This is a genomic window from Bombella intestini, from assembly GCF_002003665.1.
Lineage (GTDB): Bacteria > Pseudomonadota > Alphaproteobacteria > Acetobacterales > Acetobacteraceae > Bombella > Bombella intestini.
The window spans coordinates 201339-213680 of sequence record NZ_JATM01000004.1; the positions used below are offsets into that span (position 1 = coordinate 201339).

The 12342-nt window shown below is 55.1% G+C and carries 13 protein-coding genes and 1 tRNA gene; 11 read left to right on the forward strand and 3 right to left on the reverse strand.

Going from position 1 to position 12342, the window contains the following annotated elements:
- The first annotated feature begins 212 nt into the window (after positions 1–212).
- The 5 genes from AL01_RS07395 (at position 213) to AL01_RS07415 (ending at position 4311) form a co-directional block, all read left to right on the forward strand.
- Complete coding sequence (locus tag AL01_RS07395; RefSeq protein ID WP_077396831.1) at positions 213–803, forward strand: Maf family protein; 591 nt, start codon at positions 213–215, stop codon at positions 801–803.
- A 134-nt stretch (positions 804–937) separates the two neighbouring features.
- Positions 938–1013: transfer RNA gene (locus tag AL01_RS07400), tRNA-Ala, on the forward strand.
- A gap of 102 nt (positions 1014–1115) precedes the next feature.
- A complete protein-coding gene (locus tag AL01_RS07405; protein WP_077396833.1) occupies positions 1116–3155 on the forward strand; it encodes an FUSC family protein in 2040 nt (679 codons plus the stop codon).
- Positions 3155–3352 carry a DUF1656 domain-containing protein gene (locus AL01_RS07410; protein WP_164468761.1) on the forward strand — a complete coding sequence of 66 codons (198 nt, stop codon included), beginning with the start codon at positions 3155–3157 and terminating at the stop codon, positions 3350–3352. Before AL01_RS07405 ends, AL01_RS07410 begins: the two co-directional genes overlap by 1 nt.
- Before the next feature lie 8 nt (positions 3353–3360).
- Complete coding sequence (locus AL01_RS07415) at positions 3361–4311, forward strand: efflux RND transporter periplasmic adaptor subunit (protein ID WP_077396836.1); 951 nt, start codon at positions 3361–3363, stop codon at positions 4309–4311.
- A 43-nt stretch (positions 4312–4354) separates the two neighbouring features.
- Here AL01_RS07415 and AL01_RS07420 read toward each other — a convergent pair whose 3' ends face one another.
- Positions 4355–4543 carry a hypothetical protein gene (locus AL01_RS07420; RefSeq protein ID WP_193791542.1) on the reverse strand — a complete coding sequence of 63 codons (189 nt, stop codon included), beginning with the start codon at positions 4541–4543 and terminating at the stop codon, positions 4355–4357.
- A 282-nt stretch (positions 4544–4825) separates the two neighbouring features.
- Here AL01_RS07420 and AL01_RS07425 point away from each other — a divergent pair, with 282 nt between their 5' ends.
- The 3 genes from AL01_RS07425 to AL01_RS07435 are packed head-to-tail and all read left to right on the forward strand — an operon-like array spanning position 4826 to position 7249.
- Positions 4826–5752: a metal ABC transporter solute-binding protein, Zn/Mn family gene (locus tag AL01_RS07425; protein ID WP_077396838.1), complete on the forward strand. Its 927-nt coding sequence runs from the start codon at positions 4826–4828 to the stop codon at positions 5750–5752.
- On the forward strand, positions 5749–6408 hold the full coding sequence (locus tag AL01_RS07430; protein WP_077396840.1) for a metal ABC transporter ATP-binding protein: 660 nt from the start codon (positions 5749–5751) through the stop codon (positions 6406–6408). The genes AL01_RS07425 and AL01_RS07430 overlap by 4 nt, the downstream gene beginning before the upstream one ends.
- Positions 6401–7249, forward strand: a complete 849-nt coding sequence (locus AL01_RS07435; protein WP_077396842.1) for a metal ABC transporter permease — start codon at positions 6401–6403, stop codon at positions 7247–7249. The genes AL01_RS07430 and AL01_RS07435 overlap by 8 nt, the downstream gene beginning before the upstream one ends.
- On the opposite strand, the gene AL01_RS07440 is transcribed toward AL01_RS07435, so the two are convergent.
- Entirely contained in the window at positions 7220–7405 is a 186-nt protein-coding gene (locus AL01_RS07440) for a hypothetical protein (protein WP_077396843.1), read from the reverse strand. The two genes, AL01_RS07435 and AL01_RS07440, sit on opposite strands and share 30 nt — an antisense overlap.
- Before the next feature lie 127 nt (positions 7406–7532).
- On the opposite strand from AL01_RS07440, the gene AL01_RS07445 reads away from it, so the two are divergent.
- Genes AL01_RS07445 through AL01_RS07455 form a run of 3 tightly spaced genes read left to right on the forward strand, consistent with a single transcriptional unit; the run spans position 7533 to position 10572 of the window.
- Positions 7533–8318 carry a histidine phosphatase family protein gene (locus tag AL01_RS07445; RefSeq protein ID WP_338024790.1) on the forward strand — a complete coding sequence of 262 codons (786 nt, stop codon included), beginning with the start codon at positions 7533–7535 and terminating at the stop codon, positions 8316–8318.
- Positions 8315–9682, forward strand: a complete 1368-nt coding sequence (locus AL01_RS07450; RefSeq protein ID WP_077396845.1) for a lipopolysaccharide biosynthesis protein — start codon at positions 8315–8317, stop codon at positions 9680–9682. The genes AL01_RS07445 and AL01_RS07450 overlap by 4 nt, the downstream gene beginning before the upstream one ends.
- A 26-nt stretch (positions 9683–9708) precedes the next feature.
- Positions 9709–10572: a hypothetical protein gene (locus tag AL01_RS07455; protein ID WP_077396847.1), complete on the forward strand. Its 864-nt coding sequence runs from the start codon at positions 9709–9711 to the stop codon at positions 10570–10572.
- A gap of 60 nt (positions 10573–10632) precedes the next feature.
- Here AL01_RS07455 and AL01_RS09430 read toward each other — a convergent pair whose 3' ends face one another.
- Positions 10633–12078, reverse strand: a complete 1446-nt coding sequence (locus AL01_RS09430) for a nucleoside/nucleotide kinase family protein (RefSeq protein WP_206599223.1) — start codon at positions 12076–12078, stop codon at positions 10633–10635.
- Positions 12079–12342 lie beyond the last annotated feature (264 nt).

Genomic DNA, 12342 nt, shown 5'->3' on the forward strand with positions numbered 1-12342 from the left:
GTTTCATGCCTGTACCTTGTTCAATATCCCGGGAAAGGGGAGGGGGTGACGTGCCCCCGCCACGGCCATATCCATTGTATGGCATCCGTAGGATTATCCTTGCCCCGCAGGAGCGGCGGGCGTCAACTATGTTCAACTATGTAATGTAGACGCTGTCGCAAGAGGAACTGATATGATAGCGGCTGCTCAACAGACCGTAAGGAGTACCCTTCATGCCCGTTCTTGCCAGCGGTTCTACCATACGCCGCCAGCTTCTTAATGCGGCTGGTGTCACCGTGACTGTAAGCCCCGTGGATGTGGATGAAGATGCCCTGCGCCAGCAGGCGGAGCAGAAGGGCCTATCCTTACAAGAGACAGCCCTTGCACTAGCCCACGCCAAGGCAGAAGCGGCGTCCCCCCAGCACATCGGGCGGCTCATCATCGCCGCAGACCAAATTCTGGGACTAGACGGACAGGCCTTTGCCAAACCGGCTGACCTAACAGAAGCCCGTACCCATCTTCTAGCATTGCGGGGCCGAACACACACCCTCCACACTGCCGTAACACTTTGGCGAGACGGGCAGGCTCTCTGGTCCCACAATAGCAGCCCAACACTGACCATGCGGTCCTTCTCAGATGATTTTCTAACCCAATATCTCCAGCAGGAGGGCACTGCTCTTCTGGCCTGCGTTGGGTGCTACCGGATCGAGGGTCTGGGCATTCAGCTTTTTGAATCTGTCTCTGGCAGCAGTGATGCCATTGCAGGGTTGCCGCTTCTTCCCCTACTGGCGGCCTTACGGCAACAAGGTGCCCTGACAGCATGAAAACAAACCGACAGACTCCCTGAATACAGGGGATAATATTTTGTGGAAAAAAGTGCCTTTACCCCCTTGCCTTTCTCTCCTGTGTGACGCTATACACTCCCCACGCGATGCATTACGGATGCACCGTAAAAAGTGGGGCCATAGCTCAGTTGGGAGAGCGCTTGAATGGCATTCAAGAGGTCGTCGGTTCGATCCCGATTGGCTCCACCATATTTCCTCTTACAATTTGTTTCATGTGAAGCATTGGTCGGATAGCCCGTCTGGTTCTATCGCCGGTACTGCCACATCATCTTCAGCCATGTTTCTTTCCTGATGCAGGCTCACCCCACACTTACGACCCGCCTGCGTCATGGTGCCAGAGTGGTTTTTCCTCCCGGCTGGTGGGGGTTTACCCTCCGCACTTGGGCGGCCCTCTTACTCTCCCTTCTTGTCGCCTTCTGGACACAAATTGAATCCCCTGCCAGTGCCGCTGTAACAGTTATGCTGCTGGCTCAGCCTCTGCGGGGGCAGGCCCTCAGCAAAGCCTTTTACCGTGTCGTAGGAACCCTAATTGGGGGCGTAGTCGCACTCTGCCTCATCTCCATGTTTGGGCAGGAACGTCAGATTCTGCTCGGCGGATGCGCCATCTGGATGGCCATATGCGCCTATGTCGGCACATTACGCCGGGGGTTCCGGGCCTATGGGGCGTTACTGTCCGGCTATGTCGTGGCCCTGATCGCCATTGCCCATATTGATGCCCCACAAAATGCTTTTCATGTCACGATCGCTCGTGTGTCCACCGTGATGATCGGGGTAGCCTCCATCGCTACGGTCGCTCTGCTTTCTGGCACGCCGCATGTCTGGCCCCGGCTTGTGCGTGGCCTTCAGAAAGTGGCTGCGGAAGCGCGCCATGAAACCCACCTCGCCCTAGACGACACAACACCTACCCTGACCTCACTAGAGACCATCGCCCTCTCTAGTACCGTTTTCTCTCTGGCTCATCAGGTGCATGACACCCGCACGGAACTCACCAAAGGCAGACTCCGAGCAAAAGGGGCACAGGTCTGTCTGATCGGTATGGTCACGGCCCTATCCTGCTGCCGCAGCCTGCTCTTCCTCATGCGCCATGCCACTATAAACCCCGCTGTCATGGCACTGACACGCTCGGACATACACGCCCCATCCGGCACGGACCGGACGACCATTATGACCGACCTGCTTGACCGCCTGCCAGCGGATACCCCCCGCCTAACCCGAGCCGATGCGTGGCGTCTGGAGCGCACTGCCAGCCTGATCGCCAGCCGCCATAGCAGCCGCAAAGGACTCAACACACTTCTGAAGGCGGCTCCTCTGGGTAAGGTAAAGGCCATGAGCCAGTTTGCCTTCCATCCGGACAGAGTGGCAGCGTTCATCAACGCTATCAGAGTGCTATTCTGCTTCAGTGTAGCGGCGGCCCTCTTCATCGGCAGTGGGCAACCCAATGCCTCCACGGCCCTTTCTCAATGCGCCATGCTGCTGTGTCTGGGTGTTACCCAGCCTAATAGTGCCACCTTTGGCCGGGGTATTTTGGTCGGTACGCCACTCGGCATCATTACAGCCGGGATCACATCCTTCCTCATCCTGCCACACACCAGCACGGTGCCCAGCATGGCCATCATCATGCTCCTTCAGGTCACCATCAGCTGCCTGCTCATCATGAATCCGGCCACAGCCGCCATGGGTTCACATTACGCACCTTTTTTCTTCGTCTTTCTGGGGCTGAACAACCACCACGACTATAACTTCCTCAGTTTTGTGGACCGCAATACATTCTATCTCTGTGCGGCGGGGATCACTGCCTTCTTTCTCATCAAATTCATCCCACCACAGCCACGGCAGACACGTTTCCGCATCACTCTCTCCATCGCCAACGAGTTGGAACGCCAGTTTTCTTCTCGTTCTCCCGCTTTCACACCGGCCTTGCTCAGCCGTAAATATGACAGACTCCACCAGCTCTACACGCTAAGCCGCACCATCAGCGAGGCCAGCAAAGGCAAAGCGGCATGGCGTATCTGCGAACGATTCATCAGCCTAGCCGACCTCACAACGGCTCTGGCCCGACTGGAGCTAGACCTCAAAACAGCCCGCCAGTACCCAGAACTGGCCCAGCTAGCTGAAACCACACAAAAAGACATGAGCCATATGGAACTCTTTTCACTGGCGGAGCATCTCTCCCTCATGGCAGAAAAGATGCTCTCTCAGGTGTCTTCCTCCTCCAAACCGGCCTATGTTGTGGCTGTTCTCTGTGCAGCAGGGCTGGAAGAAGTTCGCTTTCTCCTCCAAGAGAATAAATCTGCTCTTCGCCACTACGGAATAGGACGCAGGAGATGGTAATGCGCCATCTGGTCATCAATCTGGACGGACTGTTTGTCTCTTCCTTCATCATCGATCTGGCCCTTGCCCTGCTGGGGACATTCCTGCTCCGCCTCATCCTCCAGTGGTTGCGGCTCTGGCGTTTCTTTGCCAATCCGCCCTTGGCACAATTCGCCATTATGATCTGCCTGCTCGGCCTGTTCACCATCCTGCTATAAGGCTGCCAGTGTTTACCCGTGCCTATCGCCTCATCCGTTTTTCTGTCACGGCCTCCATCCTTTGCGTGGCCGGGTTCGTAGCTGTTGTCCTCTGGGATTATTACACCGCCGCTCCTTGGACCCGTAACGGGCAGGTTCGTGTTCAGGTGGCTAATATTGCCCCTCGTGTTTCCGGGCAAATCCTCACCGTGCCAGTGCATGACAACCAGCAGGTCCATGCCGGGGATGTGCTTTATGTCATCGACCCATTCGACTATCAGGTCGCCCTTGAAAAGGCCGATGCGGATGTAAACAAGGCCAAGGCAGACCTCGACTTCCGCCTGAATCAGGCCCGGTGGCGCCATGCCATTCCCGGCACGGCTGTCTCGCAGGAAGAAAAGACGCAATATGAGGCATTAGCCCAGCAAGCTAGGGCCATTTACAATACGGCACTCGCCCAACGCAAACAGGCTCAAATCAATCTGGATCGCACAACTGTTCGCAGCTCCATAGATGGCATCATCACTAACCTGACTATGAGACCGGGTGACTTCGCTTCTGCGGGGCAGGTGAACATTCATGTCATCGACACAAATTCGTTCTGGGTAGACGGGTATTTTGAGGAAGTGAAAGTCCACGACCTTAGTATAGGCGACCCAGTCCGCATGGACCTAATGGGTTATCACACGCCGCTTTATGGGCATGTAAGCAGCATTACCCGTGGTATCGCCAGCAAGAACGCCCTAACAAACACCCTTGGCCTCCCCATGGTGGACCCCGTCTATACATGGGTGCGGCTGGCCCAGCGTATCCCTGTCCGCATCAGTCTGGATACCATTCCGCCAGACCTCAACCTTGCTGCTGGCATGACCGCAACGGTCACGGTTATCTCCGAAAAAGGCAACAGACGGCGGCGCAGCAATGAGGATGCCTTCCAGCATCTCAGTGACGATCTCCGCCATCTCTTTGGTTATAAGTAAGGCGAGGAGAGGCCGCCAATAAAAACGTGCCTCTCCATCCCTATCAGGCGTGCTGAGCGGCCTTCTCCCAAGACACTTCTTTATGGGGGACACCACCAGAACGCAGCAAATGACGTAGTTTTTTGACGATGAGGAAAACCTCAATATTTTGGTCCCCACCCTGCCTATTCCATGCCTTCTGTCCCATCTCCACGATGTCCTTATCCTCATGGAAGATGCGATTTGTGAACACACCCAGCTTTGAGGTCTTCCGACCAAGCAACGGGGTACCAATAATCCGGTGAGATATCGATCCTGCGAAGATCATTAAGGTTGTTCTGACAATACTTCAGTCATAGCACCAACACCGTAATGCTTATTTTGAAGAGCAATACCCAACACACGCCAGCACACCACTAACGGCCATAGCGTTCGATAAAAGGTTACTGCCCTCAGGATAGAACGGGCGTTCCTTTGCAGGCGATTGGAATGTTATTATATAACATTACCTCTGCTTACGGCTTGAAAGTCTCTCATGTCCCTGTTGCGCCCCTTCGCCTACCTGTCCTTCCTTCTGCTGCTGATGGCAGGTCTGCTGCCCCACCCGGCCCTTGCCGAAACCAAAGCAGGGCAGGAGCAGGCTTCTCCGCTGCTGACCTGCGTGGAACCCGTATGGTGCGATGTTGCCCAGCAGATCGGTGGCCCGGCGTTGCGGACAAACGCCCTCATCACCAGCGAAGGGTTAGACCCCCACCATCTTCAGCCGTCCCCGCTCATGGCCCGGCAGCTCGCTATGAGTGATGCCGTGCTGCTCAATGGAGCGAACTATGATGACTGGGCAGCAAAACTTCTACCGCCTTCTGTAACGCTCTTCATAGCTGCGGATCACACGGGCTGGCTGGCAGGGGATGACCCACATCTTTTTTTCGACCTCCCCACCGTGCGAAAAACAGCCCAGCAGATCGCCGCATGGCTTATAGAGAGAGCACCACAAAACCATCAGGACATCAGCAACCGCCTTGCTCTGTTCGAAAAACAGATCGACCTGATCTCCGAACGTCTCCAGACCATCAGTCAGGCACATCACGGCGCACCTTTCGCCATGACTGAACCCGCTGGTGCACGTCTCCTTCTAGCCGCAGGGCTGGAAATGACAGACCAGAGCTGGGCCCGAGCCTTGATGAATGAATCTGGCCTCGCTCCCTATGATACCGCCCAGCTGGAAACCGCCATCCAACGGAAAACCATCCGCTTTATGGTCTATAACCCGGCCATCAGCGCGCCTCAGGCTAGCAGAGTAGAGGAGATGGCCCGACAGGCGGGTATTCCTCTCATTGCCATTGGAGAGAGCCTCCCAGCTAAGCAGCACTGGCAGGACTGGCTGAACACCATTCTGACGTCACTTGAAGAGGCCCTGAAACAAACAGCCTCCCAAACTGCCCCCATCCAATCCCAGCCATGAAAGAGGCCCATCTTTCCTGCCGGGACGTCAACCTTCAGGTCGGCAGGCACTCCATCCTACACCACGCCACGCTAGACCTTCCTCTGGAAGGGCTGACCATATTGCGTGGCCATAACGGGGCTGGGAAGACCTGCTTCCTCCGGGCCCTCATGGGACTGCTTCCTCTGCAAAACGGGCAACTTCTCATCAATGGACGGCCTCCCGTTAAAGCCCGTCAGCATTGTGGTTACATGCCCCAGAAAGCCGATGATACAGCCCCCATGCTACCCGTTATCAGTCATGTTATGGCCTGCCTGAAGGGAACGCATTGGGGTATTCCTCTCCTCAACAGAACCCGCCACAAAGCAAAGACCCTTCTTGAAGAAACCGGAGCTCTCCCCCTGGCAGGAAAGCCACTAGGCGTTCTTTCCGGCGGGGAACGGCAGCGAGTGGCACTAGCGCAAGCTCTCGCCAATACTCCAGACCTGCTTATTCTTGATGAACCTTTCGCTGCGCTGGACCCTAAAAGCCATGAGGCCCTTCTTCAGCTCTTTGCTCGACTTCACCAGCGCAACGGGACAAACCTGTTCATCACGGCTCATGGCCCTCTAAAGACCCAAAACCTCCCACTGCCCATACGAGAGATCACCCTAAAGGAAGGCACGCTGTATGTCTGAACCCGGCCTCTTTACCTTCCCTTTCATGCAACATGCTTTTCTGGGCTGTTTTCTGGTCTCTCTACTGGCTGGTAGTTTAGGATGGCTCATGCTGCTGCGGCGACAGGCCTTTGCCGCCCACGCTCTACCTCACATTGGTTTCAGCGGGGCGGCGGCAGCTGTGTGGCTGCACTTTCCTCCACTCATGGGCATGGTGGCGGCCAGCATGATGGGCGGTTTCTTTATGGGACGGGAGCAGCAGGGCAGGGGGCATCCCGCCCAGCGGGATACGATAACCGGGCTCATTCTAGCCGCCAGTCTAGGCATTGGCATCTGGTGCCTGCATGAAGCCAATGAAGCATCATCCCAAACAACGACACTGCTTTTTGGTGATGTTCTAGGGCTAGATAGCTCAACACTGGGCCTACTTGCAGGGCTAGTGGTGGCCTGCCTCGCTGGGTTGGCCCTTCTTTGGCGGCCTCTGCTTTTCATCAGCCTCTGCCCTAGCCTCGCAGAGGCACAGGGCCTCTCATCAACCCGACTAGGGCAGCTCTTTCTTCTCCTCGCCGCCCTTGCTGCCGCTGCCTGTGCAGAAATCGCCGGGGCGTTGCTCTGTTTCAGCCTGATGATCGGCCCGGCCTCTGCCGCCCTAAAGCTAGAACTCTCTCCCCTCCGAGGGATAGCCTGCTCCGTACTGGGTGCGCTCCTGCTCTCATGGGGTGGGCTGGTCCTTTCATGGTATAGCAACATCCCACTGCCATTCTGGATTAGTCTGGGCGGGGTTGGCCTTTACCTGCTGGCCTGTGCCCGCATGAGGCGAAAACTACCCCCGTCAGAAATCCGTAAGATTCATCAGAATTGAATGAAAAATAACAAGGACGGCCACAACAATGACATGAAACAGGATCACCCATTTCCCATCCAGTACGAACACCTCATTATCACTCTTCGGCCAGACAGTCCGAAACAGCTTGTACCAGAAAGACGGTGACGTGACCGGTCCTGCTGAAATTTTCATCTCTGTCTGTCTCCCTCATGACCATCAGATATCCGGCCTGACTTTAGAACGGAATGGACACTCCCAAAAGGATGACAGTTACCACAAATTATAAAACTTCTCCTTGAGAGCGGTTCCTTTCCCCGCTATGCGCCCTTATCATGAAATTCTGATCGGTCCATCATTCCTGCCCCGGCGGGGTGATAACGACCTTTTGACCTATTTGAGAGATTTTTCCGTGACGCACCCCGCCATGCCAGACCCTCAGGAACATTTTCTGGATGGACCAAGCCTCCCCACCGGGGTGACACGCTTCTGGTTGGTGCGTCATGCTATTGTAGAAAAGACGGCACGACAGACCATGTATGGCACGCTAGACGTGCCTCTTTGTCCCCAGCACCTCAGCAACCAACAGCCCGCTTACAAAGCACTTGCCCGCCGTCTACCCCGCCAAGCACTCTGGTTTTCCTCTCCCCTCCAGCGGGCCCGCAAAACCGGACTGACTATCCAAAAAGCTGGAAATTTCTCTGCCCCTATGGAAATAGACCCCGCTTTCATCGAGCAGTCCATAGGGGAGTGGAATGGCACCCCTCATGACACGTTCCCTGCCTTGCTCAAAAAGCCAGCCCCCCCTTTCTGGTCTATCGCTGCGGATGAACGCCCCCCGGGGGGAGAAAGTATGATGGATGTCCGCCAGCGCATCGGTCAGGCACTGGATAATTACGCCCAGCAGAATACTGGACAGGACATGATCGTCCTCAGCCACGGCGGAGCGATCCGTATGGCACTGTCCCACTGTCTGGACATTCCCGTGGACACCGCATTACGCCTCTGCATCCAAAATCTTTCCCTGAGCATCATCGAGCATATTGCTGGATATTGGAGAGTGGTTGCCATCAACGAACTTCCTGACTTCCAAGAGTCCGCAGAATGAAGGAGTGGTTCAAGGATGATCTGTTCCGCGTTGTTCTAAAAAATGCGGGGAAGCTGGGTTCAACCAAACTAATCGGAGCCGTGGTAGGCCTTGCTGCCTTGGTCATGACCGGGCGAGCACTGCACCCTCATGACTTCGGTGTCCTAACCCTAATTGCCTCCTATATCGAAACCGTAGCAGCTATCGGCCAATTCCAAAGCTGGCAGATCGTCCTGCATTATGCTGCCGTTCCTTGGCAAAAAGGCGAACGTCAGACTGTCCAAACCAGTATCAATCTGGCCATTGGTTTGGATATCTGTGCCGGGCTTGTCTCCATGATTTTTGGTATGCTGGCCTTTCTCTGCTTGGGCAAGACGCTGGGCATCCATGATAAACCCACCCTGCTGGTGCTGCTCTACTGCACACTGATCCCCGGTATGGGCAGTACGGCAGCCTATGGGATCCTCCGACTTTTCGACCGCATAGACCTCGTCTCACGCCAGCAGCTCATCACACCGACCGTCCGTGCCATTGGCTGCCTGTTCGCCTTGTTGAGCGGCACCAAGCTGACCGGGTTTGTCATCGCTTGGTATCTGGCCCTCCTTGCCGGGCAACTCTATCTCTGGGGCACGGCCCTGCTTGAGCTAAAACGCCATGATCTGCTCAAAGGGCTACGCCCCAGCATCATGAAGGCAGCCCGGCAGATGCCCGAAGGCATGTGGAGCTTCGTCTGGACAGCCAGCATCACTACTATTCTGGAAACAGTCTGGGAGCCGATCAGCAAACTACTCGTGGGTAAGATTGTCAGCACATCAGCTGCGGGTCTCTATTCCCTATCCATGGAATTTCTGGATGCTGTCCAGCGGCCTGCCAAGCTGCTGGAGAAAAGCTATTATCCAGAAGTTGTTCTCATGAACCCACGGACCTCCGCCCCCTGGAAGCTAGCCCTGCGGACAAGTGTTCTTTCCGGTGCGTTAGGGCTACTGGCTATGTTGGTGGTCTATGTGGGCGGAAAACCTGTCATCAGCATGTTCGGCCACCGCTTTGGTGATGCAGCCACCCTGATGATGTGGATGTCGCCATCGTTGGTCTTCTTCACCGCTGGTCTGCCTATGGAGGGCGTCCTCTACACAGCCGGACGCTCCCATTATATCATGCTGGCACAGCTTGTTTCCGTCATTCTGTATGTCCCGCTCCTCATCTATATGGGCCATCATTATGGCCTAAACGGCGCAGGGCTTGCCTATGCTCTTGGCATATTCTTCGCTACCATGACTACATTCGTCATGATGGGTATGACCTATCTGCGCCGGAATAAAATTATCCTCCCGCACGAAAGAGAAACCCGCCAAAATAGCAACCTGCCTACTGCATCAGGCAGCTAAACCTCATCAGGAGACGAGCCAAACCCATGCCCATCTTCCCCTTCCGCCCTTCTGCCAGCCGCCGCAGCACACCGGCTTTCCCACAGAAGATGCTGGATACCGTCTTTGAGCATGTCCTTCTTGATGATGTTCCTCATCCTGACACGCCACTGCCGGATGACGTGCTGCCAACCTGTGAGATGGCCGAGATCAAAGATGGCTATAATCTCTGCTGGCAGCTTCTGGAGCATGGTGTGGACCGCAAGGCCTTCCGCCGCCTAATCCTGAAGATTGCCCTTTCTGGCAAGGCTAGTGAAGAAGAACAGCTAGCCTTTAAATATGCACGGGCCAAGTTCAAACATATGCGCTTTGCCTGTGCCAACTTTACCCGGCATCACCGCTATCCGATCCTGCTGCATCTCATTACCATCGTCATGGGCAATATGCAGGATGCTTTTAAAAACCATCAGAGACGAGCAACCCTGACTAACGGTCTTATCCTCTGGGTGGCTCTATCACCAGCTTATTACTGGCTCATCGCAGCACCGATAGCCCTGTGGAAAGAAGACAATACGGCCGGAATCATTGCTTATCAGAAGAAAGAAAATGCCAAACTGGCAAAGCTGATCCGCAAGCTAGATTCCACAACGGGCCATGAATTCCATGTCATGCGTAAAATCATCAGCCGCCGTGTGGCCTTCAATGATACATTGCGCACGATCCGCCCCTCACAAAAACTAAACCAGCTTTCCGAATATCTGGCTACGATCAACGGCCTGATGGGCGATTTCCATGATGGATTGATTGAGAAAAAGCTGGAGGGAACGCAGGATTACCGGCGAGACCGCTTTCAATCACCGGAGGAGATACCCCAGCGGCTTCAGGCTTTCCTGAAACGCTGCCCTCGTTAAACAATAAAAAACCGGGCTGGCTACATTAACCAGCCCGGTGCAACAGAGAGAACCCGCTCGTCAGACAAGCTCGTATTTTTCCAGCAGAGATAGTACTTCCTGCTGCACAGCCTCGTAGGACTGCCGAGCATCGACCTCAACCAACGGTGCATGATTAAAGGTCAACTGCGGCATAAGCTCCGCTTTGACCCGCAGAGCCTCCAGATCATGATCCGGTTTGCGACTATGTGCTGTCTCTGCATCCACATTCAACCGAATGACTAGATCGGGCTTAAAGGCCGCGATTTTGCGGTAAATGCCACACTCCAACCACGCCAGAAAACGGATCAGCGGATTATGACTATAGGCCGCTGAAAGGCCGGGACCATCACACTGGCCGGGAACTTCCATCTGCGGATAACGATCCGTCACGACAAGAAAGCCCTTCTCTACAGCTCGCTTAACCCGCCAAAAACGCTTCAGCCGCACCAAAGAGAAAGCAAACAGAACAATTCCTGTCAACAAACCCGGCATTTTCTCGCCTTTGGTCCGGGCCTTCTTGGCCTTTTTATTCAGCTTCTTTTCCAGTGCAGCACCGATGAAGGGCAGGGTGCCAATCCGCCGCCCGAGATCACCAGAACCCAGGCCAAGATACCCATAAACCGCCGGTCGTGTTTCAGAAAAATGCTGGACCAGATATTGGCTGATGCTGGATTTCCCGGACCCATCACACCCAACAAGCGACACTAACCTGCCCGCACGACCAGCCTGTCCACCACTATGAGGGCTGCTTCCAGCCTGACCGGCTTGGGGATATAGCGCCAATACCTTACGGACCGTTTCCTCCGCCTGAGCCAGCACATGTGCCAGAGGTTCGGTCGCATCAATATCAACGATGGGGGCCCCTGCAAAATCTAGCCTTGAAAGGTCATCAATCTTGCGAGCCAACTTGAAGGCCACATGATCAGGCTTGCGCCGTAAGGCTGTCTCCAGATCGACATTAAGCCGTATGACGACATCCGGCCTGAACCGAGCCATCCGTGCATATAGCGTCCGTTCTACCCCGCTAAAGAGCCGGAACAAAACACCATCACGATTCAAATTCGCCAAAGTAGGGCCGTCCATAGGACCGGGAACGCTATTCTGCGGGTAGCGATCCGTCAGTATCGTCATGCCCTGCTCATGCTTATACCGCATAAGCCCGTAACGCAGCACCCGCCGCATGGACAATACAAACCCCGACACGGCTGCCAGCACACCAGCCTTTTTGCCGGACTGTATCTTGCTATTCTCTTTCTTAGCCTTGCCCGTCACATACGGGCCGATTAGGGGGAAGGGGGCTAGCGTCCGCTCCAAATTACCTGCCTGCTTGCCCAAGTGGCAGAACGCTGTTGGCCGTTCGGCCTGCAACAACGCCAGCAGGGCCGTCCCCACGGTGGACTTCCCACTTCCATCGCACCCGACCAAGGCTATCACCGGCTGATGCCGCCCTGCGACCGACCGAGGCTTGAACTCGCTTACACGCATAGCACTCTCATCTTTCCTGACGCTGCCATCCTATCCTGTCCTGCCTGTCCATAACAGACTTATGGTAAGGCCGCCCGCATAAAGTGCCTTGTATCTTCCTCCCCGACTTTCATCAGCCAACACAAAGCACTTCACAGCAATATGGCAGAAGCAGATAGCACCCGAGTTCGCCCTAACAAATTACAAAAGGCCTATAAGTTTAACATGCTGGAACACGTCATCATCCCGAAACACTTACGACCATAAAAAATGGCTGGCACCTGT